21 protein-coding genes are annotated in these 25,026 nt (G+C 68.9%); 11 read left to right on the forward strand and 10 right to left on the reverse strand.

The features are described 5' to 3' along the window. Positions 1–60 precede the first annotated feature (60 nt). The 6 genes from DW307_RS14810 (at position 61) to DW307_RS14835 (ending at position 6,051) form a co-directional block, all read left to right on the forward strand. A complete protein-coding gene (locus tag DW307_RS14810; RefSeq protein WP_021201014.1) occupies positions 61–1,002 on the forward strand; it encodes an ABC transporter permease in 942 nt (313 codons plus the stop codon). Continuing rightward, positions 999–2,789, forward strand: coding sequence for a dipeptide/oligopeptide/nickel ABC transporter permease/ATP-binding protein (locus tag DW307_RS14815; protein WP_136025088.1), 1,791 nt, complete (start codon positions 999–1,001; stop codon positions 2,787–2,789). The genes DW307_RS14810 and DW307_RS14815 overlap by 4 nt, the downstream gene beginning before the upstream one ends. Beyond that, on the forward strand, positions 2,786–3,619 hold the full coding sequence (locus DW307_RS14820; protein ID WP_136025089.1) for an ATP-binding cassette domain-containing protein: 834 nt from the start codon (positions 2,786–2,788) through the stop codon (positions 3,617–3,619). The genes DW307_RS14815 and DW307_RS14820 overlap by 4 nt, the downstream gene beginning before the upstream one ends. 47 nt (positions 3,620–3,666) lie before the next feature. Then, on the forward strand, positions 3,667–4,254 hold the full coding sequence (locus DW307_RS14825) for a TetR/AcrR family transcriptional regulator (RefSeq protein ID WP_021201017.1): 588 nt from the start codon (positions 3,667–3,669) through the stop codon (positions 4,252–4,254). A gap of 34 nt (positions 4,255–4,288) precedes the next feature. Then, entirely contained in the window at positions 4,289–4,987 is a 699-nt protein-coding gene (locus DW307_RS14830) for an alpha/beta fold hydrolase (RefSeq protein WP_136025090.1), read from the forward strand. 74 nt (positions 4,988–5,061) lie between these two features. After that, positions 5,062–6,051 carry a methyltransferase family protein gene (locus tag DW307_RS14835; RefSeq protein ID WP_029260436.1) on the forward strand — a complete coding sequence of 330 codons (990 nt, stop codon included), beginning with the start codon at positions 5,062–5,064 and terminating at the stop codon, positions 6,049–6,051. A 112-nt stretch (positions 6,052–6,163) separates the two neighbouring features. Here the strand turns inward: DW307_RS14835 and DW307_RS14840 are convergent, their stop codons facing one another. Beyond that, complete coding sequence (locus DW307_RS14840; RefSeq protein WP_136025091.1) at positions 6,164–7,507, reverse strand: amidohydrolase; 1,344 nt, start codon at positions 7,505–7,507, stop codon at positions 6,164–6,166. 160 nt (positions 7,508–7,667) lie between these two features. Between DW307_RS14840 and DW307_RS14845 the strand changes: the two genes are divergently transcribed. Further along, complete coding sequence (locus DW307_RS14845; protein ID WP_021201029.1) at positions 7,668–9,116, forward strand: glyceraldehyde-3-phosphate dehydrogenase; 1,449 nt, start codon at positions 7,668–7,670, stop codon at positions 9,114–9,116. 44 nt (positions 9,117–9,160) lie between these two features. After that, positions 9,161–10,267, forward strand: coding sequence for a winged helix DNA-binding domain-containing protein (locus DW307_RS14850; RefSeq protein ID WP_136025092.1), 1,107 nt, complete (start codon positions 9,161–9,163; stop codon positions 10,265–10,267). Positions 10,268–10,295: 28 nt separating this feature from the next. Here the strand turns inward: DW307_RS14850 and DW307_RS14855 are convergent, their stop codons facing one another. Further along, positions 10,296–11,738: a helix-turn-helix transcriptional regulator gene (locus DW307_RS14855; RefSeq protein ID WP_021201031.1), complete on the reverse strand. Its 1,443-nt coding sequence runs from the start codon at positions 11,736–11,738 to the stop codon at positions 10,296–10,298. A gap of 112 nt (positions 11,739–11,850) precedes the next feature. Here DW307_RS14855 and DW307_RS14860 point away from each other — a divergent pair, with 112 nt between their 5' ends. Continuing rightward, complete coding sequence (locus tag DW307_RS14860; protein ID WP_136025093.1) at positions 11,851–13,713, forward strand: phosphoenolpyruvate carboxykinase (GTP); 1,863 nt, start codon at positions 11,851–11,853, stop codon at positions 13,711–13,713. A 136-nt stretch (positions 13,714–13,849) separates the two neighbouring features. Here the strand turns inward: DW307_RS14860 and DW307_RS14865 are convergent, their stop codons facing one another. Next, complete coding sequence (locus DW307_RS14865; RefSeq protein ID WP_029260431.1) at positions 13,850–15,736, reverse strand: ABC transporter ATP-binding protein; 1,887 nt, start codon at positions 15,734–15,736, stop codon at positions 13,850–13,852. Positions 15,737–15,824: 88 nt separating this feature from the next. Continuing rightward, a complete protein-coding gene (locus tag DW307_RS14870; protein ID WP_136025094.1) occupies positions 15,825–16,031 on the reverse strand; it encodes an AsnC family protein in 207 nt (68 codons plus the stop codon). A 74-nt stretch (positions 16,032–16,105) separates the two neighbouring features. On the opposite strand from DW307_RS14870, the gene DW307_RS14875 reads away from it, so the two are divergent. Beyond that, positions 16,106–16,729, forward strand: coding sequence for an HAD family hydrolase (locus tag DW307_RS14875; RefSeq protein ID WP_240750688.1), 624 nt, complete (start codon positions 16,106–16,108; stop codon positions 16,727–16,729). A gap of 23 nt (positions 16,730–16,752) precedes the next feature. On the opposite strand, the gene DW307_RS14880 is transcribed toward DW307_RS14875, so the two are convergent. From DW307_RS14880 to DW307_RS14905, 5 genes are all read right to left on the reverse strand, one after another. Then, positions 16,753–18,213: an MFS transporter gene (locus tag DW307_RS14880; protein WP_136025095.1), complete on the reverse strand. Its 1,461-nt coding sequence runs from the start codon at positions 18,211–18,213 to the stop codon at positions 16,753–16,755. Between the two features lie 240 nt (positions 18,214–18,453). After that, a complete protein-coding gene (locus DW307_RS14890; protein ID WP_136025096.1) occupies positions 18,454–20,193 on the reverse strand; it encodes a glycoside hydrolase family 35 protein in 1,740 nt (579 codons plus the stop codon). Positions 20,194–20,262: 69 nt separating this feature from the next. Beyond that, a complete protein-coding gene (locus DW307_RS14895) occupies positions 20,263–21,615 on the reverse strand; it encodes an ABC transporter substrate-binding protein (protein WP_029266589.1) in 1,353 nt (450 codons plus the stop codon). Positions 21,616–21,682: 67 nt separating this feature from the next. Then, on the reverse strand, positions 21,683–22,573 hold the full coding sequence (locus DW307_RS14900) for a carbohydrate ABC transporter permease (RefSeq protein ID WP_021201039.1): 891 nt from the start codon (positions 22,571–22,573) through the stop codon (positions 21,683–21,685). 1 nt (position 22,574) lies between these two features. After that, a complete protein-coding gene (locus DW307_RS14905) occupies positions 22,575–23,492 on the reverse strand; it encodes a carbohydrate ABC transporter permease (protein WP_021201040.1) in 918 nt (305 codons plus the stop codon). Positions 23,493–23,651: 159 nt separating this feature from the next. On the opposite strand from DW307_RS14905, the gene DW307_RS14910 reads away from it, so the two are divergent. Then, complete coding sequence (locus DW307_RS14910) at positions 23,652–24,638, forward strand: LacI family DNA-binding transcriptional regulator (RefSeq protein WP_029260426.1); 987 nt, start codon at positions 23,652–23,654, stop codon at positions 24,636–24,638. Positions 24,639–24,642: 4 nt separating this feature from the next. On the opposite strand, the gene DW307_RS14915 is transcribed toward DW307_RS14910, so the two are convergent. Further along, positions 24,643–24,996 carry a hypothetical protein gene (locus DW307_RS14915; protein ID WP_029260425.1) on the reverse strand — a complete coding sequence of 118 codons (354 nt, stop codon included), beginning with the start codon at positions 24,994–24,996 and terminating at the stop codon, positions 24,643–24,645. Between the last annotated feature and the right edge of the window lie 30 nt (positions 24,997–25,026).

The raw sequence follows: 25,026 nt of genomic DNA on the forward strand, positions 1-25,026 counted from the left end.
CGCGACGCCGGCCGCCCCGACACCCTTCCCCCTCCGACCCCCACCTTCCGAGAGGTCCCCATGCTCCTGTTCACGGCGAAGCGGTTGCTGTCCGGCATCCTTCTGCTCGTCGCGGTCTCGATCGGCACCTTCTTCCTGGCGCACCTCGCCATCAGCGACCCGACCGCTTCGCTCCTGGGGACCACGGCGAGTCCCGCCCAGCAAGCGGCCCTGGCCGAGAAGATCGGTCTGGACCGTCCGCTCCTGGTGCAGTTCTGGGACTGGCTCTCGCATGCCGCGCTGCTCGACTTCGGCGTCTCCTGGCGCAACTTCCAGCCTGTCAGCGCACAGCTCGCGATCAAGGTGCCCGTGACGCTGTCGGTCGTGACGTTCGCGACGCTGATCACCGCTGTCATCGGCATCGCCTTCGGGATGATCACGGGGTTGCGGCCGGGAACCTGGTTCGACCGGATCATCAAGGGCATCTCCGTCGTCCTGTTCGCGCTCCCCGGCTTCTGGGTGAGCCTCGTGCTCGTCATGTGGCTCGCGGTGCAGCTGAAGTGGTTCCCCGCCGTCGGCTACGTGCCGCCCACGCAGTCGGTGGACGGATGGCTGCGTTCCATCACCCTCCCGGCGATCTCGCTCGCCCTCGGCGGCATCGTCGCCGTCTCCGAGCAGTTGCGCAATGCCGTCATCACCCAGAGCCGCCAGGACTGGGTGCGCACTCTCCGCAGCCGCGGTCTCTCGGCGACCAGGGTCAACCTGCACATCCTCCGCAACGCCTCACCGGCCGCCCTCACCGTCATCGCCCTGATGTTCGTCGGGTTGCTCTCCGGAGCCATCGTGGTCGAGCAGATCTTCAGCCTCCCCGGCCTCGGACAGCTCACCAACCAGTCCTCGCAGAACGGCGACATCCCGATGCTCCTCGGCATCACGGTCGTCTCCATCGTCTTCGTCGTCCTCATCAACCTCCTGCTCGATCTCGTGCTCGGCTGGATCAACCCGAAGGTGCGCGTCGCATGACCACCACAGACATCCGGGTCGCCTTCGACCGGGCGGCGCAGAAGCGACGTTCCAGCCTGTTCCGTCGCTTCCTCCGGCACCCCGGCGGGTACATCCCGCTGGCGATCTTCGTCCTCATCGTGCTCGTGGGGGTTTTCGCGCCGCTGCTCGCGCCGATGGACCCCAACTTCGTCGACCTCGCCGCAGCCAAGGCGCCTCCGGGGCCCGAACACCTCCTCGGCGGCGACTCGACCGGCCGTGACATCCTGAGTCGTCTCATCTACGGCACCCGCACGACCCTGTGGGGCGCGCTCATCACGATCGTCACCGCGCTCGTGATCGGCGTGCCGTCCGGCGTCGCGGCCGGCTACTTCGGGGGCACGTTCGACCGGGTCGCCACCTGGATCAGCGACGCACTCCAGTCGATCCCCGGCATGATCATCCTGCTCGTGGTGGCCGCGGGCAGCCGCAACAACTTCGAGCTGCTGATGGCGACGGTCGGCGTGTTCATGGTGCCCGGCTACTTCCGCATCGCGCGGTCGCAGACGCTCGCCGTCCGCAACGAGCCCTACATCGACGCGGCCCGTGTCTCCGGGCTGTCGGACGGGCGCATCATCTTCCGGCACGTCATCAGGGCCGTCTACCCGCCGGTCATCATCCAGACGGCGCTCACTGCGGGCATCGCGATGGGCATGCAGGCCGGACTCCAGTTCCTCGGCATCGGCGACTCCAACGTTCCCAGCTGGGGGGCGATGATGCTCGAGGGCTTCCGTCTCATGCTCACCTATCCGCTCATGCTGCTGTGGCCTTCGGCGGCCCTCGGGCTCACGATCGCGGTGCTCGCGATCATGGGATCCACGCTCGCCGAACTCGTGCAGGTGCGCACGCCGCGGGTCTCCCGACGGCGTGCCGACGCCGAGGCCACCCCGACGGCACCGCGGCGCGCCGCCACCGGTCACGCCCAGCACGCACCAGAGGATTCGGCGCTGCGGGTCGAGAACCTCCGGGTCGTGCACGCCACGCCGACCGGTGAGACCGAGGTCGTGCACGGCGTCACCCTCGACGTGGCCCCCGGCGAGGTCGTCGGCATCGTAGGAGAGTCGGGCTCCGGCAAATCGCAGACCGTGTTCTCGGTGCTCGACCTGCTGCCCGCCACCGGGCGGGCGGTCGCCGATGCCATCTGGGTGCGCGGAACCGACGTGACGAAGGCGACGCCGAAGCAGCGACAGGCGCTGCTCGGCCGCGAGATCGGCTACGTGCCGCAGGAGCCGATGAGCAATCTCGACCCCTCGTACACGATCGGCAGCCAGCTCGTCGAGCCGCTGCGGCGCACCCACGGTCTCCGCAGGTCGGAGGCCGAGGCGCAGGCACGGGCGATGCTCGTGCGTGTCGGCCTCACCGACCCCGATCGGGTGATGCGCAGCTACCCGCACCAGGTGTCGGGCGGCATGGCGCAGCGGGTGCTCATCGCCGGCGCGATCGCGGGCAAGCCGTCGCTGCTCGTGGCCGACGAGCCCACCACGGCGCTCGACGTGACCGCGCAGGCCGAGGTGCTCGAGCTCCTGCGCGAACTCCAGGCCGAGTACGGCATGGCGCTGCTCATCGTCACCCACAACTTCGGCGTCGTCGCCGACATCTGCGACCGCGTGATAGTGATGCGCGGCGGCGACATCGTGGAATCGGGACCGGTCGATTCGCTGTTCGCCGCGCCGACCGAGGAGTACACGCGCCAACTGATCGCCGCCTCGCTCGACGACGCCGAAGGTCGCGCCGCGCTCGACCGCACCAGGATCGAGGCGAACGCATGAGTGCGTTGCTCGACGTGAGCGATCTGGTCGTGGAATACGGCCGAGGGCGGACCTCCTTCCGTGCCCTGCACGGTGTCTCCCTCGACATCGCGCCGGGCGAATGTCTCGGCCTGGTCGGCGAATCCGGCTCGGGCAAGTCGACGCTCGGCAAGGCGATCCTCGGCCTCGCGCCCGTGACCGACGGGAGCATCCGCTTCGACGGGAAGGAGATCAGCAGACTCGGCGGCCGTGCCCGACGCGCTCTCGCGGATGACGTCCAGGTCGTCTTCCAGGACCCGTACGGCTCGCTGAACCCGGCCATGACGATCGGCGACATCCTCGCCGAACCGCTGCTCACCAGCGGCATCGGGACGAGGTCTGCCGAGACGAAGGTGCGCGAGATGCTCGACCGCGTCCGTCTTCCCGAATCGGCCATGGACCGCTACCCGAGCGAGTTCTCCGGAGGGCAGCGTCAGCGCATCGCGATCGCCCGTGCCCTCGTGCGCGGACCGCGGCTCATCGTGTGCGACGAGCCCGTCAGCGCCCTCGACCTGACCACGCAGGCGACGATCCTCGATCTGTTCATCGAGCTGCAGCGAGACACCGGGGTGGCGTACCTCTTCGTCTCGCACGACCTGGGCGTCGTCCGCCGCGTCTGCCACCGCGTCGCCGTCATGTACCGCGGCGAACTCGTCGAGGTCGGCGAGGGTGAGCAGGTCACCCGAGCCCCGGAGCATCCGTACTCCGAGCGGCTGCGCCTGGCCTCGCCCGTCGCCGACCCCGTCGCGCAGCGGGAGCGGCGTGCACAGTGGCTCGCTCTGCGGGAGGTGCGCGATGCGGCGGTACGGTAGCTCCAGGCCCGATCACTCCACGCACCGGAATCGGCCGGAAGGACCTCATGCCGAAGATCATCGATCACGACCAGCGTCGACGGGACATCGTCGAGGTGGCCAAGAGCATCATCCTGAAGGGGGGCTTCGAGGCGGCGACGATGCGCAGCATCGCGGCGGAGGCCGGCTTCGCGAACGGCGCACTGAAGCACTACTTCCCCGGCAAGGAGAGCATCGTCGCGGCGACGTTCGAGACGATCCTGCAGCAGATGTCCGAAGGGGTGCAGGCCGCGGGCGAGGAGCCGGCGTCGGCGGACGCCGCGTTGCGGGGGTTCCTGCGGGCGACGATTCCTCGCGACCAGGAGCAGATCGCGGCGGGGCGGGTGCTGCTCGCGCTGTGGGAGTACGCGATGGCCAACGAGGCCCTCGCCGAGCTGTATCGCGGGCACCTGGCGTCCTGGCGCACCTCGCTCATCGAGCGGATGGAGGCGGCGCGCGACGAGGGGTCGATCCGCGACCAGGACTACGGGCCCCTCGCGAACGAGTACATCTCGGCGGCGGTCGGCGCGACGGTGATCAACCTCATGTATCCCGATGGCGAGCGGATCGCCGACTACGAGACCTATATCGACCAGTTCCTGGCGCGGCTCCGCTGACCGCGACGCGCCTGATCCGAGAGGACGGCGCGTCATGACCTCACCCCTTTTCGTCGAGCGGCACCCGGGTGCCGGGCGTCCGGTGGTGTTCCTGCACGGCCTCGCCTCGCAGGGCGCGCAGGACTGGCCGGAAGCCGAGTGGGGCGGATCCTTCGGCGACCGTCCCCGCGTCGTGGTCGATCTCCCGGCACACGGAGCGAGTCCGACGCTCGGCACGGCCCCGACCTCGGTGGTGCTCGACGCGCTCGCGGACGCCGTCGGTGCGGATGAGATCGACCTGGTGGGGTACTCGCTGGGGGCCCGGCTCGCCTGGGACCTGGTGCGGCATCCCGCGGTCGCGGTGCGCCGGGCAGTGCTCGGCGGACTCAGCGCGGGGGAGCCCTTCACCCTGGTCGACCTCCCGGCCGCGCGCGCGGCCGTCTCCGGCGGCGCCGCCCCGGCGGATCCACTCACGGGAATGATCGTGCACATGGCCTCACTGCCCGGCAACAGACCGGGCGATGTGATCGACCTCATCGAGGGCCTGGCCGCGGAGCCGTTCGCCCCGCGGCCCGATGGGCTCACGCTGCCCGTACTGCTGATCGGCGGCACGGACGATGCGATGGCTGCCGGGATCGACGAGCTCGCACAGCTGCTCCCGGCGGCGCGCGCCCACCGCGTCCCCGGTGATCACCTCTCCGCGCTGCACACGGCGGAGTTCCGCACCGCTGTGCAGGACTTCCTGGCGGACTGACCCGGTTGGCCGTCCATCGGTCTCCTCATGCCCTTTAATTCCAACATTCGTAGATAAACATCGAAAGGCCACTCATGACCGACACTCCCACCGCGGACGCGGCCCGGATCCTCGACATCGCCACCGGATACATGGCATCGAAGCAGCTCTTCCACGCCCGTCGCATCGGCCTCTTCGCTGCCGTCGACGGCGGAGCCGACACGGTGCCGGCGATCGCCGAGAGATGCGGGGTGAGTGAGCGCATCGCGCACCTGCTCGCCGACGCGATGGCGGCCCAGGGGCTGCTGGTCCGCACGGACGGCAACTACGTCGTGGCCCCGGATGCGGCCGCCTACCTCACCGGTGCCGATGCGGCGATCGACCTCGGCCCGTTCCTCACGTTCCTCGACGAGATCAGCTACCCGCACTGGCTGCAGTTCGCCCATACGGTCGACACCACCGAACCGGGTGACCTGCAGATGGACGACGCCCGCTGGGCGACCTTCATGGCCGGCGTCATGACGTACAACCGCCTGCACGCCCAGGAGTTCGGCCGACACATCGACCTCGCCGGTGCCACGAAAGCCCTCGATTTCGGCGGGCTCTCGGCGGATTTCGCGCTGTCGGTCATGGCGCAGAACCCGGCGTTGCACACCACGTTCGTGTACGCCCCCGGCTTCGAGGACGGCATCGCCGAAGCCGTGGCGGCGGCGGGCGTCGCCGACCGTGTCGTCGTCGAGATCGCCGACACCGCGACTGCCGCACCCGAGGGGACATACGACGCCGTCTTCGCCAATCACGTCATCCATCGCTTCACCGCCGAGGAGAACGCCCGGATCTTCCGAAACCTGCGGGCGGCAGCGACTCCGGGAGCGACCCTGACCGTGCTCGACTTCTTCCTCGACGACGACGCGGAGCAGCGCGGGATCGACGCCCGGCACGCCGGGGAGTACCTCGTCATCGACGGGACCGTCGTGTATCCGGAATCTCAGGTGCGCGGCTGGCTGAACGATGCGGGCTGGGAGGTGCGGGATAAGGTCGCCCTGCCCGGAAGCCCGCGGGTGCTGGTCGCGACGGCGGTGTGAGAATTCCCCGGCGTCGGGTGCCCGACGCCGGGGGCGCGGACTGGTCCGAGGGGGATCAGAGGCGGGCGGCATGCGTGAACATGCCGCCCGCCGTTTTCGTGCGCGGGCGGGCTCAGTCGCGGGCGAAGACCGTACGGCCGTCGACGATCGTGCGCACCACCTCGAGCGAGGAGAACGGGCGGACGGGCGTCAGCGGGTCCTCGTCGAGGATCGTCAGGTCGGCGACGTGCCCGACCTCGAGCGACCCCTTCCAGTCCGATGCGCCGTCCTGTCGCGCGGCATCCACGGTCATCGATCGCAGGAGCAGGTGGCGGGTCGCTGCGTCGTCGATGAAGCCCGCGTCGGTGAGCAGGGCGAGCGCGGCGTCGAGCCCGAGCCGCCAATCCGGACTCGCGATCGGCGCGTCGCTGGTCACGGTCGTGAGGGCGCCGGAGGCGAGCATCGCGGCCAGCGGCCAGGCCGTGGCGATGCGCGCCTCGCCGAGCTGCGCCGCCGCCCAGGAACGGGTGTGCGCAGCGATCAGGGGCTGCACGGCGAATCCGGCATCGACCCGTCGCATGCGCGCGATCTGCTCGGGCGTGGCCAGATCTCCGTGGACGACGTAGTGCGGAGCGGCCGGTGCGGGCGCATCGGAGAGGCGCTCCAGGGCCGCGAGGAACTCGGCGATCGACCGGTCGCCGGTCGCATGCACGGCGATCTGCATCCCGCGGGATGCGGCCAGTTCGACCATCTGCTGGAATGCGGAAAGCGGGTCGCTCCCTCCTCGGGTGAGCAGTGCTCCGGTGGTGCCGTCCGCATACGGCTCCTCGACCCAGGCGGTCGCCATCGGGGGGATGCCGTCGGCGAAGATCTTCACTCCGGGGATCGCAAGCCATCGCGGGTCGTGGGTGGGTGGCGGGGTGCGGATGCCGTGCGCGAAGTCCTCGAGCGTGCTCTCGCCGTCGATCGTGCCGAAGAGCCGCAGCAGGGTCACCCGCGATGTCTGGGCGCCTTCGTGGTGCAGTTCGCCGTAGGTGTCGAGCATGTCGGCGCCGAAGCATCCGGTCTCCCCGGCGTCCTCTCCCGGACCGATGCCCGGTTCGGTGTAGCTCGTGATGCCGTGTTCGGCGAGGAGGCGCCACGCGCGGCGCAGGGCGGATCGCCGCTCGCTCGCGGTCGACACGAGTCTTCCGGGCGGCTGCTCCTCCGGGGGAGTGTCCGAGAAGAACAGGTGCGGCCAGCGCGCACCGAGCCATGCGGCATGCAGGTGTGCATCGTTGATGCCGGGGACCGCGGTGCGTCCGTCGAGTTCGAGGACGTTCCGTGCGTGGAGTCGGGTGGCGGCGGCATCGGTGGCGACGATCACGCCGTCGCGCACGGCGAGGGCGTGAGCGATATCGCCCGTCCCGTCGAAGGTGTGGATACGGCCGCCGCGGATGATCAGGTCGGCGTCGTCGCCGGGAAATGTCTGGCTCATTATTCCACCAGTGTAGACGTAAAACCCGGCCGAATGCGGGGCGGGGACGCACCGATTCGGCGCGCGGTTCTGCGGCTTGTACGCTGGAGACATCCCCCGATTCACCCGGCAACTCGCGCGCCGGCGACCTCGGCGCGCGCTCACACATGCAAGGACGCAGATGAACGATTCCGCGGCACACCGCGACGACTGGACTGAGAGCGAAGAGCTGGCGGAGCGGATGATCCCGCTCATCGGGGCGCTCCGACGCGAACACGACGTCGTCACCTCGCTCCACGGGCACCGCCTGCTCGGTCTGTCGGCGACCGGCCTCGTCGAGGTGCACGAGCGCGTCGCGCAGCTCGGGCACGAGAGGCTCCCCATCGAGGACAGCCTGGCCGTGCTGGAGGCGATCCATGCGCTCGCCCCCGGTGCATCCTCCCTCGATGTCGCCCGCCTCGTCGCCGGCCATGCCGAGAGCGGTCAGCCGCTGGAGACCTACCTCGCAGACGTGCTGGCCCCTGCGATGGGAGCCGTCGCCGCCGAGCCCACCGACGTCGTGCTCTACGGCTTCGGGCGCATCGGCCGCCTGCTCGCCCGCATCCTCATCGCCCACACCGGGGGAGGAAGCGGACTGCGCCTGCGCGCCATCGTCGTCCGCCGCGGCGCCGAGAACGACCTCGTCAAGCGCGCATCCCTGCTCCTGCGCGACTCCGTGCACGGCCGCTTCGCCGGCTCGGTCACCGTCGACGAAGACGCCGAGCAGATCATCGCCAACGGCACCCGCATCCAGGTGATCTACTCCGACGACCCGGCGACCATCGACTACACCGCCTACGGCATCCACGACGCGATCGTCGTCGACAACACCGGGCGCTGGCGCGACGAGGCGGGTCTGTCGCAGCACCTGCGCTCGACCGGCGTCGCCCGGGTGCTGCTGACCGCGCCGGGGAAGAGTCCGCTCAAGAACATCGTCCACGGCATCAACGACGACACGATCGTCGAGACCGACCGCATCCTCTCGGCCGCCTCCTGCACGACCAATGCCATCACGCCCGTGCTCGCGGCGATCGACGAGGCCTACGGCGTCGTCAAGGGACACGTCGAGACCGTGCACTCGTTCACGAACGACCAGAACCTGATCGACAACTTCCACAAGGGCGATCGGCGCGGACGCTCGGCGGTGCTCAACATGGTCATCACCGAGACCGGTGCCGCCAAGGCCGTCGCCAAGGCGCTGCCGCAGTTGGAGGGCAAGCTCACGGGCAGCTCGATCCGCGTCCCGACGCCCGACGTGTCGCTCGCGGTGCTGCACCTGACGATCGAGCGGCCCGCGACGAAGGATCAGGTCAACGACTACCTGCGCCGGGTCTCGCTGCACTCGAAGCTGCGCCAGCAGATCGACTACGTGGAGAGCCCGGACGTCGTCTCCACCGACTTCGTCGGGTCGCACCGTGCCGGCATCGTCGACGGTCTCGCCACGATCGCCGATGAGGACACCCTCATCCTGTACGTCTGGTACGACAACGAGTTCGGCTACTCGTGCCAGGTGATCCGCGTGCTCGAGGTCATGGCGGGCTCGCACCCGATCGTGCTCCCCGAGCGCCGAGAGGTGACGCTGCAGAGCTGAGGTTCCTCGTGCGCCGCGTCGGCGGCACCCGGCATGATGAGGTCATGAAGACCGCGACTCTGCGTGCCGAGCGCCTCCGATCGCACCGCCTCCGATCGCACCGCCTCCGATCGCACCGCCTCCGATCGCACCGCCTCATCTCGCCGGCTCCCACGGTGACGGATGCGGCGCGCCACATGCTCGCGGTGCAGAGCCAGGACTTCACCGCGGGTCGGTGGGCTCTGGCCGTCCGCACCCGAGGGGAGACCACGGTGCGCGACGTCGACCGCGCCTTCGACCGCGGTGACATCGTGCGCGGGTGGACCATGCGCGGCACCCTGCACACCGTCCCGGCGCGCGACCTCGGCTGGATGCTGCAGGTCACCGCGGGGCGGCAGCGACAGCAGGCGGCCTCCCGCCACCGCGATCTCGGCATCGATGACGACATGGTCGCCGCGAGCGTCCGGGCGCTGACGCCGGCGCTCCGCGACGGCGGGTGCACCCGCGCCGAGGTGTTCGACATCCTCCAGGGCATCGACATCGACCCCTCGGGCCAGCGCGGCATCCATCTGCTGTTCACCCTCACGATCGACGGTCTGATCTGCCAGGGGCCGGTCGTCGCCAGGGCCGGCTTCGCCCGCGAGCAGCGCTTCGTGCTCGTGGAAGATCACATCCGCGAGCACGTCACGCCCGATGACCCGCTCGCCGAGCTGTTCGTCCGCTACATCGACGGACACGGCCCCGCCGGTATCGCCGATTTCGCCTGGTGGGCGGGCCTCACCCTCGGTCAGGCGCGCGAGGCGGCCGAGCGGGCGGGAGCGGGAACGGACGGTGGCAGGCTCGACGAGATCGACGAGGGTCTCTTCGCCGCGCGCCGACGTCCGCGAAGAGCATCGGGTGCGGCCTCCGTCCACGCCCTCGGCGCGTTCGACGAGTACTACATCTCCTACGCCGATCGCACGACCGTCTGCGCCCCGGAGCATCTCGCGGCCGTCGGCCCCGGAAAGAACGGCATGGTGCGTCCGACCCTCGTCGAGCAGGGGCGCGTGATCGGGACCTGGTCCCACGCGACCGCGACCAGGGGTACGCCGCCTGAGCTGTTCGAGGAGCCGGAGGATCCCGCCGCCGTGGCTGCGGCCCTCGCCCGGTTCGCCCGGTTCGCCGACGATTGAGCCGCAGGGATCACCGACCCCGCCGCGACTACTCGCTCGCGTGGCGCGCGAGGAAGTTGTAGACCTCGTTGTCGTCGACCCCGGGGAATGCACCGCGGGGGAGCGGCGAGAACATGTGCGTGTGCACGCGGGCGCTCGGCCACGCCCGTCCGCTCCAGCGATCGCTCAGCTCGGCGGAGGGGCGACGGCAGCACGACTCGTCGGGGCAGGTCGACACCGCTCTGTCGTTGGTCTCGCGTCCGCGCCACCAGCGGGCATCGTCGAACGGCACGCCGACCGTCACCGAGAACTCGCCGTCGCTCGACGATCCGGTCTGGGTCGAGCACCAGAACGTGCCAGAGGGGGTGTCGGTGTACTGGTGGTGCTCCACCGTGCGGTTCTGCTGCGTGAACGCCGCGCGTGCCTGGAACTTGCGGCACACCCGCTGTCCCTCGACCGCGCCGGTCACGTCCATCGGCAGCGGCAGGTCGTCGTTCTCGTACACGCGGGTGATCGCGCCGGTGGAATCCACGCGCAGGAAGTGCAGCGCCATGCCGAGGTGCTGCGTCAACAGGTTCGTCATGCGCATGCCGGCGGCTTCGTGCGTCACGCCGAAGCCGTCGCGGAAGTCCTCGACCGCGAGGTTGCGGTCCTTCTTCGCCTGCTGCAGGAACGCGACCGATGCGGTCTCCGGCATCAGGCAGCACGCGGCGAAGTAGTTGATCTCCAGGCGCTGCTGCAGGAAGTCGGCGTAATCGGTCGGCGGTGTGTGCCCGAGCAGTCGGTGCGCCATCGCCTGCAGCGCCATCGAGCGCAGACCGTGGCCACCCGGGATCGACGCCGGCGGCAGGTAGATGCGTCCGTTCTCGAGGTCGGTGACCGAGCGGGTCGAGTGGGGAAGGTCGTTGACGTAGATCAGCTCGAAGCCGAGCTTCTCCGCCATGATGCTCACCGTGCGGTGGGTGAGCGCCCCCTGTACGTGCCCCGCGGCCTTGAGGTGCTTCTCGGCGAGCTTCTCGATCTCGGGGAGGTAGTTGTTCTGCGCGCGCATCCGCAGCCGCAGCTCGGTGTTCGCGCGCCGTGCCTCCTCCGGCGTCGCGATGGCTTCGCGTTCACGCCGCTCCAGCTCGCGGTGCAGCCCCAGGACCGATTCGATCGTCTCGTCGCTCATGCCCTTGGTCACGCGCACGGGCGCGACGCCGAGCTGCCGGAAGACCGGGCTCTCCTGCGCGCGCTCCAGGGCGATCTCGAGGGCGGCCCGACGGTTCGGCGGTTCACCGGAGATCAGGTCGGTCACCTCGGTCTTCGTCGCCTGAGCGATCGCCTGCAGCAGCGAGAGCTTGGGCTCGCGCTTGCCGTTCTCGATCAGGCTCAGCTGAGAGCCGGCGACGCCGACCAGGGCACCGAGCTCGTCGAGCGTGAACCCGTTCTCCAATCGGTGGTGACGGATGCGGTGGCCGAGAGTCGTGAGGTGGATGCCGGAGGACGCCATTCCTTGAGTCTAGCGAAAGAATTGAAGTTCTTATCGCTCGAATCGTCCGAAAGTCGCGCTCGAACCGGAAGAAGATAGGTGCAACGCCCCACACTTCAAAGGAGCACACGTCATGGCTATCGCCGAAGTCTTCACCCCCCGCACGTCTCCCGTCGCACCGACGCGTACGTTCGGCGCGGCTCCGACGTATGACACCCCCGCCATGGCGGAGCTGGCCGCGTGGGTCGAGGAGATCCGCGCTCTCACCCAGCCCGACGCCGTGCACTGGGTCGACGGCTCGCGCGCCGAGAACGACTGGCTGCTGCGCGGACTCGTCGATGAGGGCAAGCTCATCAAGCTCAACCCCGAATGGCGTCCCGGTTCGTACCTCGCACGCTCGCACCCCAGCGACGTCGCCCGCACCGAGGGGCGCACGTTCATCGCCTCCGAGCGCGAGGAGGACGCCGGCCCCACGAACAACTGGGCGGCACCTGCCGACATGCACGCCAAGATGGACGAGATCTTCGAGGGCTCGATGCGCGGCCGCACGATGTACGTCGTGCCGTTCTCGATGGGCCGGGTCGGCGGTCCGCTCTCGCACATCGGCGTGCAGATCACCGACAGCGCCTACGCGGTCGCCTCGATCGGCATCATGACCCGTGTCGGCGATGCCGTCACACGGCAGATCGCCGAGGGCGCGCCGTGGGTCAAGACCGTGCACACGGTCGGTGCCCCGCTCGCCCCGGGGGAGCAGGACGTCGAGTGGCCCTGCAACGACGACAAGTACATCGTGCACTTCCCCGAGACGCTCGAGGTCTACTCGTACGGTTCGGGCTACGGCGGCAACGCGATCCTCGCCAAGAAGTGCTTCGCGCTGCGCATCGCCTCGGTGATCGCCCGCGATGAGGGCTGGCTCGCCGAGCACATGCTGCTCATCCGCGTGATCGACCCGCAGGGCAAGGCGTACCACGTGGCCGCGGCGTTCCCCTCTGCCTGCGGCAAGACGAACCTCGCGATGCTGCGTCCGACCATCCCCGGATGGCGGGTGGAGACCCTCGGCGACGACATCGCCTGGATCCGTCCCGGCGAAGACGGCCGCATGTGGGCGATCAACCCGGAGGCGGGCTTCTTCGGCGTCGCACCCGGAACCGGCGAATCGACCAACGTCACGGCGGTCGAGACGCTGTGGGGCAACACCATCTTCACGAACGTCGCTCTCCGTCCGGACGGCGACGTGTGGTGGGAGGGTCTGACCGATGAGGCGCCCGCGAACCTGATCGACTGGGAGGGCAACGACTGGACTCCCGAGTCGGGACGGCCGGCAGCGCACCCCAACTCCCGCTTCACGGTGTCGGCGGCGCAGTGCCCGCAGATCTCCGAGGACTGGGAAGAGGCCGTTCCGCTCGACGTCATCCTGTTCGGTGGACGCCGCGCCAGCAATGTCCCGCTCGTGGTCGAGGCCACCGACTGGACGCACGGTGTCTTCCTGGGCTCGAACATCTCGTCCGAGCGCACGGCGGCCGCCGAGGGCACGGTCGGGGAACTGCGCCGCGACCCGTTCGCGATGCTGCCGTTCTGCGGCTACAACATGGCCGACTACTTCGGGCACTGGCTCAAGGTCGGGCGCGGTCTGCGCTTCGACAGGGCGCCGCGCATCTTCCAGGTGAACTGGTTCCGACGTGGCGACGACGGCCGGTTCCTGTGGCCGGGCTTCGGTGACAACTCGCGTGTGGTCGACTGGATCATCCGCCGCATCGCGGGTGACGTTCCTGCGGTCGACAGCCCGATCGGTCGCCTGCCGCGCGTGGAGGACCTGAACCTCGACGGGCTCGACATCCCCGCTGCCGACCTCGAGGAGCTGTTCTCGGTCGATGCCGAGGCATGGAAGACCGAGGCCGACCTGACCGAGGAGTTCTACGACACCTTCGGCGACAAGGTCCCCGCAGCGCTGCGCGCCGAGCTGGCGTCGCTGCGCTACCGCCTCGACAAGGCGTAGTTCCCCCAGACCGGTGCCGGTTCGGGGGAGCCGGCACCCTCGGGGCTTCGTGCCCCGCAAACCCGCGAAGGCGGGACATCAGAGACGAACCCATGGCTGAGTGGTCTCCGACGTCCCGCCTTCGTGTTGTCGTGCGTCAGGTGAGCAGCTGGTGTCGCGCGAGGTCGCGGTACAGCGGCGTCGACTCCACGAGCTCGGCGTGCGTGCCCTGGCCGACGACGACGCCGTCCTGCAGCACCACGATGAGATCGCTGTCGACGACCGTCGAGAGGCGGTGCGCGATCACGATGAGCGTGCGGTCGGTCGACACGGCATCGATGGCTTCCCGCATGCGCTGCTCGTTCACGCCGTCGAGCGATGACGTCGACTCGTCGAGCAGCAGGATCGGGGCGTCCGTGAGCAGGGCGCGCGCGATCGCGAGACGCTGACGCTCACCGCCCGACAGCATCACGCCGTCTTCGCCGACGGGGGCATCGATGCCGAGCGGATCGCGCTCGAGCACGTCGCCGAGGTTCACGGCGCGCAGCACCCGTTCGCAGTCGGTGTCCGTCGCTTCGGGAGAGGCGAGCCGCAGGTTCTCGGCGAGCGTGCCGGCCAGCGTCGGCGCATCCTGCTCGACGTAACCGAAGTGGGCGCGCAGCTCGTCGCGCGGGTAGGTGCGCGCGTCGTGGCCGTGCAGGCGGATCGAGCCGCCGGTCGGGTCGTAGAAGCGCTCGATCAGCGAGAGGATCGTGCTCTTCCCCGCGCCGCTGGGGCCCACCAGGGCGACGCGGGAGCCCTGCGGCACGGCGAACGACACGCCGCGGAGCACCTCGTGGTCCTGCACGGCGGGGGCGGCGTCCTCCGCGGATTCCAGGTGCGCATCGGCGAGCAGCGTGCGCGCCTCCTTGGCCGCGGCCTGACGGGCGGCGACGACGTTCGCAGGGTAGTGGAAGCGCACGTCGCGGAACTCGATGGCCGGTGCGTCCGCCGCAGCGGTCTCGCGCGGCAGCGAGGCCGCGATCTTCTCGTCGTCCTGCGACTCGGTGGGCAGGTCGAGAACCTCCTGGATGCGGCCGAGCGCACCGAGAGCCTGGTTGACCGAGGTGATCGCGCCGAACGTCGTGGCCAGCGGCATCACGAGCAGGAACAGGAACATGATGAACGAGATCAGCGAGGCGATCGTGATCGCTCCCGCGGCCACCCGGAATCCGCCCACCCCGAGCACCACGAGCAGCGACAGCTGCAGGGCGATGCCGGAGACGGGAACCACCATCGAGGAGATCTTGGCGATGCGCACGCCGATGCCGTAGGCGTCGGAGGCGAGGCCCGACACGGCGGTGGTCTCCCGTTCGGTGGCTCCCGAGGCGCGGATGGTGCGGATCGAGCCGACCGCGCGCTCCACGCCGGAAGCCAGCTCGCCGACCTTCTCCTGCTGCGCGGTCGACGCGGTGCGGATGCGTCCGCTCAGCAGCACGACGACGGCGACCGAGATGCCGATCACCACGACGATGAGCAGCAGCAGGATGGGGTCGATCACGAGCATCGCGATGAGCGCGCCGAGGAAGAGCACGGCGCTGCCGACGGCATCGGCGAGGCCCTGGGTGAGCACGGCGTAGAGCAGCGTCGTGTCGGTGCCGACGCGGGAGACGAGGTCGCCGGTGCGGCGGGCATCGAACTCGGAGGTCGGCAGGTGCAGGATGCGGGCGATCAGCTTGCGGCGGCTCGAGTACACGACCGCGGTGCCGGTGCGCTGGAGCAGGTAGTGCTGGAAGCCGGAGATGACCGACGACACGATCACGAAGCCGACGAGCAGCCACACCAGGATCCCGATACCGGTGTCGGACTGCACGGCCTCGATGACCTGGCCCACGAGCAACGGCTGCACGAGCGAGGTCGCGGCGCCGATGACGCTGAGCACCGCGACCACGATGAGGGTGCGCTTGTGCTCGAAGAGGAAGGGGAGGAGCTGGCGGAAGGTGGCGCGGGGGCCTTCAGGCTGTGCGCCACGTCCGCGGCGGCGTGCTGTCGCCGAACCGGACATGCGGGACCTCTATCTGGAAATGGTACTTCGACCGTACTTCGTTCGCGGTCGAATCCTATGGAGCGGCTGTATGCGGCACATCGCGGGCTCAGGACCGGCCGAATCGCCGATGAGCCGCCTGCTTGCTCACGCCGAGGGCGCTGGCTATCGCCTGCCAGGAGTACCCGAGGTTCCGCGCGCGACGCACGTTCACCTCCTCGGCACGGGCCACCTCCTTGCGCACCTCGGCGAGCCGGTGCAGCGCGGCCAGGGGCTCGCTGCCGTCGTCCTGTGCGATCGCGGTCGGCATTGTCATGATGGACCTCCTGCGTCAATCATCGTTGACGTGCCGGCGAGTGTCAATACATGTTGACGTGGCAGTGTGGGGGGATGCCGACGAAGAAGTGGATCCTGTTCGACATCGGGGGAGTGCTGGAGGTCGTCGACGACGATGCCTGGCAGCAGCAGTGGTGGGAGCGCTGGCGTGCGGTGGTCGGTCTCGAACCCTCCGTCTTCGAGGCGCGCATCGCAGAGGCCGATCTTCCGCCGATCGATGTCACCGTCGGCACAGAACCCTCTTTCTGGGCGGCGGTGGGCACGGCACTCGGTCTCGACGAGGTCCAGCGCGGCGCGATGCGCGAGGACTTCTGGGATGCCTACTGCGGCACCGGCAACCACGACCTGATCGCGTACGCGCGCACGCTCTCGGCGCGGGCGGGAACAGCGATCCTCTCCAACTCCGCCGATGGCGCGCGCGAGGAGGAGGAGCGCCGCTTCGGCTTCTCCGAGGTCTTCGACCCGATCTGCTACAGCCACGAGCAGGGCGTGAACAAGCCGGATCCCGAGGCCTACCGACGAGCACTGCAGCGCATGGGCGCCGACCCGGGCGACGTGCTGTTCATCGACGACCATCAGATATCGGTCGACGGTGCCGAGGCAGTGGGGATCTGCGCCGTGCGACACCTCGACAACGCGACCACCATCGCCGCGATCGAGGAGTTCCTGCGGCCGTGACGTGAATCGTCACGGCCGCAGCATCACAGCTCGACGGCCGCCGCGACGCCGAGGTCGTCGTCGTAGTCGTGGTCCTTGGTCTCGGGGGAGATGATCAGCGCGATGAACGTGAGCACACCCATCGCGGACAGGTACAGACCCACCAGCCACGGAGCGCCGCCGGCCACCTCCCACAGCTTCAGCGCGATGAGCGGGGCCACCGCGGCGCCGAGGATCGACGAGACGTTGTAGGCGATCGCCGACCCCGTGTAGCGCACGTTGGTCGGGAACAGCTCGGGAAGCAGAGCGCCCATCGGGCCGAACGTCGCGCCCATCAGCATGAACCCGAACACGAGGAACGCCTGGGTGAGCGCACCCGTGAACTTCGGGTCGACCGCGGGCAGGAGGAAGGCGTTGAACGTGAGACCGAACACGATGATGGTCCCGGTGACCCACAGCAGCAGCTTCCGTCGGCCGACCGCATCGGCGATCGGACCGGAGAGCAGCGTGAAGATGCCGAAGAACACCACGCCGATGATCTGCATCAGCACGAAGTCGGTGTAGCCGAAGCCGAGACCGGGATAGAACTGGGCCGCGAACTTGATCGGGTCGAACGGGGCGCCGGTCGCCTCGGCAGCGGCCTTCGCGGCGGCGGTGGCGGTCTCGAGCGAGGCGGCCTTGGTTCCGTAGGCGAGGGTGAAGTTCGTCATCAGGTAGAACAGCACGTACGTCGCCAGCATGATGAACGTGCCGAGGATGAGCTGCTTCCAGTGGTGACGGAACACGGTCGCGAGCGGGAGCTTGCGGATCACGCCCTTCGTCTCCGCCTTCTTGAAGGTGTCGGACTCGACGAGCTTGAGCCGCACCCACAGGCCGATGATGACCATCACTGCGGAGAACAGGAACGGGATGCGCCAGCCCCAGGAGAGGAACGCCTCGGACTTCAGGACCGGGTTCTCGGCGTGCGGCAGCAGCCAGTTGATCGCGAGGAAGAGGAAGTTGGCGATGATGAAGCCCAGCGGCGCGCCCAGCTGCGGGAAGGTGCCGTACCAGGCGCGCTTGCCCTTCGGCGCATTCTCGGTGGCGACCAGTGCTGCGCCCGACCACTCGCCGCCGAGCGCGAAGCCCTGAGCGAGTCGCAGGATCAGCAGCAGCAGGGCGGCCCACCACCCGATGTCCTGGTAGGTCGGCAACAGGCCGATCACGAAGGTCGCGATGCCCATCGTCAGCAGTGATGCCACGAGCGTTGCCTTGCGCCCGAACTTGTCGCCGAAGTGGCCGAAGACCACCGCGCCGATCGGACGGGCGACCATCGCCGCACCGAACACCGCGAACGAGGAGAGGAGCGAGGTGGTGTCGTCGCCGGTGGGGAAGAACAGCACCGGGAACACGAGCACGGCCGCCGTCGCGTACGCGTAGAAGTCGTAGAACTCGATCGTGGTGCCGACCAGGCTCGCGGTGATGACGCGCGAGCGAGGATTCGCGGGCGCAGTGGCAGTACTCATGAAGCTCCTCCGATCGAGTCCCCGGTATACCGGGGGACCCGGGCGAGTTTACGCCTTCCTGAGTGTTTGCTGTGCGCGTGTTTCGCGTGTCATCTCGCAGCGAGACCCAACCCCGGGTCTCCCACGGATCGGCGACGGCAGCCCGTCTGCACGATGATGCGGGTCGGGATCGAGGGGACGATGGTGGACGCGACACTGGTGCCGCTGACGTGAGCGGTCCGCCCGCCACCCGCGCGGGGACTATTCCTCCGTGTCGCCGAGCGCGGGGGCTCCGACGAAGACGGCGCGCGGCTGCAGCACGTCTTCGAGCTCCAGCACGACGAGGTGATTGGCGCCCGCTCGGGTGACGGGTGCGGGCACGGCGAGCGTGCGCTGCGGGCCGTTGCGCCAATATCGACCGAGGAAGAATCCGTTCACGAACGCGTAGCCCTTGCTCCACGATGCGGCGTCGACGAAGAGATCCGCAGGGGCATCCAGGGAGAACTCGGCCGTCCACCCGGTGGGACCGACCTCCCGGCCGCGCTCGCGGCCGCCGTCCGCATCGATCTCCGCGGCGATCTCGGCGACATCCAGGGTCGTCGCTCGCCAGCCCGTCACGGGCGCACCGTCGAGGGTGATCTCGCCGATCAGCCCCTTCTCCTCGCCCAGGCGACGGTCGTAGTTCACGCGCCCCTGATCCTCGACGAGGATGCGGAGGCTGCGGCCATCCGGGATCCGGATCGCGCGGTCGTGCCGAGTGCGGGCGAGTGTGCCGACGGGGTGACCGTCGACGCTCACCCAAGCCAGGTCGCGCACGTCGTCGACGACGAGGAGCCCTCCCGCTCCCGCCGGCAGCTCGGTGTCGTAACGTACGAGGGCGCTCAGATGTCCGAGCTCGTCGAAGGTCTGCGGCAGGGCGGTGGTCGGCGCGGCCGCTGCGACATCGGTCCACGGTCCCGCCGCTCGAAGCGGAACCTCGAACGCGGGGGAGGCCTCGGCCGCCGCGGGCACCTCGTCGGGCACCGGCGCGTAGCGGGCGATCACCTCGCGGAAGGCGAAGAACTTCTCCGTCGGGTTCCCCGTCTCATCGAGCGGGGCGTCGTAGTCGTAGGAGGTCACCAGGGGCAGGTAGCGCCCCTTGTCGTTCGCGCCGTTGGTCAGCCCGAAGTTGGTGCCGCCGTGGAACATGTAGATGTTGACCGAGGCGCCGGCCGCCAGCAGCTCGTCGAGGTCGGCGGCGGCCGCGGCGACATCGGTCGTGTGATGCACGCCGCCCCACCAGTCGAACCATCCGTCCCAGAACTCCGCGCACATCAGCGGACCCGTGGGCTGGTGGCGGCGCAGGGTGGCGAGCCGTTCGGTGCTCCGGGAGCCGAAGGATCCGGTCTTGTGCAGCCCGGGGAGGCTTCCGTCGCTCAGCATCCGATCGACGGGCTGATCCACGGTCGTCAGCGGAACGGTGATCCCGGCATCGCGAGTCGTGGTCACCAGCGACTCGAGATAGGCGCGGTCGGCGCCGTAGGCGCCGTACTCGTTCTCGATCTGCACCAGGATCACCGGCCCACCGTGGTCGATCTGCCGCGGTGCGACGATGTCGTACACGCGGCGCAGGTAGGCGGTCACCTCGGCGAGGAAGGCCGGAGCGGAGGAGCGCAGTCCTTCGACGCTGCCCGTGAGCCACACCGGCAGTCCGCCGTTGTGCCACTCGGCGCAGATGTAGGGGCCGGGCCGCACGATCGCGTCGAGGCCCTCGGCGTGAACCAGGTCGAGGAAGCGCCCCAGATCGTTCCATCCACTCGCGTCCCACTCTCCGCGCCGAGGTTCGTGCGCGTTCCAGGCGACGTAGGTCTCGATCGTGTTCAGTCCCATCAGTCGGGCTTTGCGGATGCGGTCGCGCCACTGGTCGGGGTGCACGCGGAAGTAGTGGATGGCGCCGGAGATCACCCGGTGCGGCTGTCCGTCGCGGAGGAAGTCGGTGTCGCCGAGGGAGAAGGAGGTCACGTGTCGTGGTGCTTTCGATGAGGCGGGCGGAGCCGGCCCGGCGGGGACCGGGCCGGCTCAGCCGCGGGGTCACTTGTTGACGCTGAAGCCCTGGGAGTTGCCGTACTCGACCAGCGCGTCCTGCCAGGCGGTGAGGCCCTCGTTCAGGTCGGTGCCGTTCTGGTACGACTGGCCCACGGTGTCGCCGAAGATGCTGTTCCCGTACACCTGGTAGGGCAGGTAGCTCCAGCCCTCGACCACGTCATCGGCCGCGGCCGCGAGGACCTCGTTGATCTTCTGGCCGCCGAAGTACTCCGGCGCCTCGGCGAGGAACTCCGTGCTGGACAGCTCCGCGGTCGTCGACGGGAATCCGCCGGACTCGAGGGCGATCGAGATGCTCTCCTCGGAGTTGTTCAGCCACCACAGGAAGCCCGCCGCCAGCTCCGGGTTCTTGCTCTGCTTCGTGACGGCCTGCCCGCCCCCGCCGTTCTCCGCGCTCGCCGGGGAACCGTCGTACGTCGGCATCGGCGCGACGCGCCAGTCCCCGGCGCCGTCGGGGGCACCGGAGATGAGGTTCGCGGGCATCCACGCGCCGATCACGAGGCTCGCCAGGCTGCCGTCGCCGAGGGCGCGGAACCATTCGTCGCTCCAGCTGCCATACGGGGCCAGCAGGTCCTCCTCGACGAGGCGGTTCCAGTTCTCGGTCCACTTCTTCGAGCCGGTGTCCTGCAGGTCGATCGTGACGTCGGTGCCGGAGGTCTCGAACGGCTTTCCCCCGGCCTGCCAGATCATCGAGGTCGCGAAGCCCGCATCTCCCGTGTCGTTGGTGATGTACGCGTCGGGGTTCGCCGCGTGGATCGCCTTGGCGGCCTCGTAGTACTCGTCCCAGGTGGTGGGGACGGCGACACCGGCCGCATCGAACACGGTCTTGTTGTAGAACAGGGCCATGGGGCCGGAATCCTGCGGCAGACCGTAGATCGCGTCGCCGTCGGTGACGGAGTTCCAGGTGGAGGCGGTGTAGTCGTCCTCGAAGTCGGCGAACCCGTACTGCGACAAGTCGGTGAAGGCGTCCGTCAGCGCGAACTGCGGGAACGCGTAGTACTCGATCTGCACGACGTCCGGAGCGCCGGAGCCCGCCTTGATGGCGTTCTGCAGCTTGGTGTACTCCTCGTTGTTGGTGCCGGCGTTCACCAGCTTGACCTTGACGTTCGGGTACTCCTTCTGGAAGGCCTCGACCTGGGCCTCGGCCGACGGCGTCCACGACCAGTACGTGATCTCGCCGCCCTTCTCGAGCGCCGCCTCGACGGAGTCGAACGAGCCGGAACCCGTGTTGCCGGAGCCGGCGTCGCCGCCGGTGCTGCATCCGGCCAGCGCCAGCGCTGCCACGGTTCCTGCGGCGAGCACCGCGAGGGTGCGCCGCGTCGGGGAGGGAAGGTGCTTCATTGCTGTGTCCTTTCGGGAGGTGCGGTCCAGCGTCGGATCGCAGAGGTGATGCAGGGGGTACGGGGAGCTACTGCTTGACGCTTCCCGCGGTGAGACCTGACTGCCAGAAGCGCTGCAGCAGCAGGAAGGCGATGACGATCGGCACGATCGTGAGCAGCGAGCCCATGATCACGAGGTTGTAGATGGGCTGGGACCCCGCGCCGATGGCCTGGGCGCTCCACTGGTTCAAGCCGACCGTGAGCGGATACCAGGCGGGGTCCGAGAGCATGATCAGGGGCAGGAAGTAGTTGTTCCAGGTGGCGACCACCGTGAACAGCGCGACCGTCACGATGCCGGGCGCGAGCAGCCGCATCGAGATCGTGAAGAACGTGCGGAACTCACCTGCGCCGTCGATGCGGGCCGCCTCGAGCAGCTCGGTCGGCACCGACTCCGACGCGAACACCCAGATCAGGTACAGACCGAAGGGACTGATGAGGGACGGGATGATCACCGCCCACGGCGTGTTCGTCAGTCCGAGTTCGCTGAACAGCAGGAAGGTCGGGACCGCGAGGGCGGTGCCGGGCACCGCCACGGCGCCCAGCACCACGGCGAACACCGCACGGCGTCCGGGGAAGCGGAACTTCGCGAGTCCGTAGCCGGCCATGGTGGCGAGCAGCGTCGCGCCCCCGGCGCCGACCACGACGTACAGGAGGGTGTTCCCGAGCCAGCGCAGGAAGATGCCGTCGCGATACGAGAACGTGGCGACCAGGTTGTCGAAGAATGCGAAGTCGTCGGCGAACCAGAGCCCGAACGAGCTGAAGAGTCCCGCCTGCGTCTTGGTCGAACTGAACAGCAGCCACACCAGGGGCACGAGCGTATACAGCGCGTAGAGGATCATGACGATCAGCAGGGTGTTCGACGTGCGCGGCTTCAGCGGATCGTGGCGCCGGTGCGCGGGGCGGGCGAGGGGGAGTGCCATGTCAGCGCACCTCCGACTTCGAGCCGCGCAGCTGCACGACGTAGGCGATGACCGCGGTGATGACGCCCATGATGATGGCGATCGTCGCGGCGTAGTTGAACTGCTGCCCCGCGAACGACAGGTTGTACGCGTACATGTTCGGCGTGAAGAACGTCGTGATCACGTTCGGGGCCAGGGGGCGCAGGATGTTGGGCTCGTTGAAGAGCTGGAAGCTGCCGATGATCGAGAAGATCGTGGCGATCACGAGCGCTCCGCGCACGGACGGGATCTTGATCGAGAAGATCGTGCGCCACGCCCCGGCGCCGTCGAGGGAGGCCGCCTCGTACATGTCGGTCGGGATGGTCTTGAGCGACGAGTAGAAGATCAGCATGTTGTAGCCGACGAACTCCCAGGTGACGATGTTGCCGATCGAGACCAGCATCCACTCCTTGGCGAACGGCGTGATCGCATCGACGCCGAGGATGTCGTTGATGTTGCTCGTGAGGCCGAACTGGTCGCCGTAGATGTAGCCCCACATCAGCACCGCCACCACGGCCGGCACCGCGTAGGGCAGGAAGATCAGGATGCGGAAGAACGACGCTCCGCGCAGGCGGGCGCTGTCGAGGGCGAGGGCGGCGCCGAGGGCCAGGATCAGCATGATCGGCACCTGCACGACGAGGAAGACCAGTACGCGGCCGAACGCCTCCCAGAACTGCGGGTCGCTCAGGGCGCGGACGTAGTTGTCGAGCCCCACGAACGCGGTGCCGCCGATGAGCTTCTCCTGGAAGAAGCTCAGGTACAGCGCATAGGCGAGCGGCGTCAGGAACACCAGGGCGAACACGACCATGAACGGGCCGACGAAGGCCCATCCCCTCCAGTCGCGCTTGTCGCGGCGCCGGATGCCGGGGGCACCCGGGGCTGCGGGGATTTCAGTCGTCATCGACGAGTCCTTCTTACGTTTCGGGCGCACCGTGCGCCGTGTGTCAACGTCAACATATTGGACCGACTGGTAGTGTGTCAACGTCAACATATGAGGGGATGGGTGATCGTGACCCCGGAGCATCCGACAGAGACGTCGACGCGTCGACGTGAGCCCTCGATGGAAGACGTGGCCCGCGAGGCCGGCGTCTCCGGCCAGACCGTGTCGCGCGTCGTCAATGCCAGGGGCTACGTCGGTGCCGCCACGCGCGAGCGTGTCGAGGCCGCCATGCACAGTCTGGGGTACCGGCCGAACAGCGCCGCCCGCGCACTCCGGTCAGGGCGATTCCGCACGATCGGCGTCGTGATGTTCTCGTTCAGCTCTTACGGGAACCAGCGCACGCTCGATGCGATCGCCGTGCGCGCCGCCCAGCTCGGCTACGCGCTCACTCTCATCCCCGTCGAGTCGAGCGCGGGCGAGACCGTGGCCGGTGCGTTCCGTCGGCTGGAGGAGCACGCGGTCGACGGCATCATCATCGTGATCGAGGCGCATCAGCTCGACGAGGCCGACATCGAGATCCCCGAGGCGCTTCCCGTCGTATTCGTCGACTCGAACCGCACGGCGACGCATCCGTTCGTCGATACCGATCAGGCGCAGGGCGCTCGGCTCGCGACCGAGCACCTGCTCGAACTCGGTCACGACACCGTGTGGCACGTCACCGGCCCCGCGCGCTCCTACTCCGCCGAGCGCCGCCGTGAAGCGTGGCGGGAGACGCTCGAGACGCACGGGCGTACGGTCCCCGAGCCGCTGGCGGGGGACTGGACCGCGTCGTCCGGCTACGCAGCCGGTCTCGAACTGCGTGCGATCGACGGTGTCACCGCGGTGTTCGTGGCGAACGACCAGATGGCGATCGGCGTGCTGCGTGCGTTCCGAGAGATCGGGCTCGACGTGCCGCGAGACGTGAGCATCGTCGGGTTCGACGGACTGCCCGATGCGGCACAGCTCTGGCCGCCGCTGACGACCGTGCAGCAGCACCCGGAGCGCGTGGGCGCGCTCGCGGTGGACGCGCTGCTCGCCGAGCTCGACGGTGTCGAGCGTCAGCAGACCCCGCTCGTCGGTACCGAACTCATCGTGCGGGCGAGCACGGCGGCGCCGCGGACGCGCTGACGGCTCAGCGCCAGATCGCGGCGATCGCGGCGTTTACGGCGGTGAGGATGCCGACCAGCCAGAACACCGCCGGCGGGATGGCCGCACCGCGGCGCTGACGACCCAGGCCGATGCCGAGCAGGGCGCCGATGATGAGCAGGATCACGAGCTTGACGCCGATCTTGACGTAGTTGAGCTCGTAGGAGATGCCCCACGGCGCCGCGAGCGCGAGGCCCGCGACCGCGGCGATCGCCATGCCGATGTTCATCAGACGCGTAAACTCACGCTTTCCGCCGAACGCCTGCGCGGCCCAGGAGCCGAAGAGCACGGCGAATCCGATGAGGTGGACGAACAGCACGATATGACGGAGAGTCTCCATGCCCTCACCGTACGAGTGAGGCGAGGTCCA

Source organism: Microbacterium sp. K27 (assembly GCF_004794435.1).
Taxonomy (GTDB): domain Bacteria; phylum Actinomycetota; class Actinomycetes; order Actinomycetales; family Microbacteriaceae; genus Microbacterium; species Microbacterium maritypicum_A.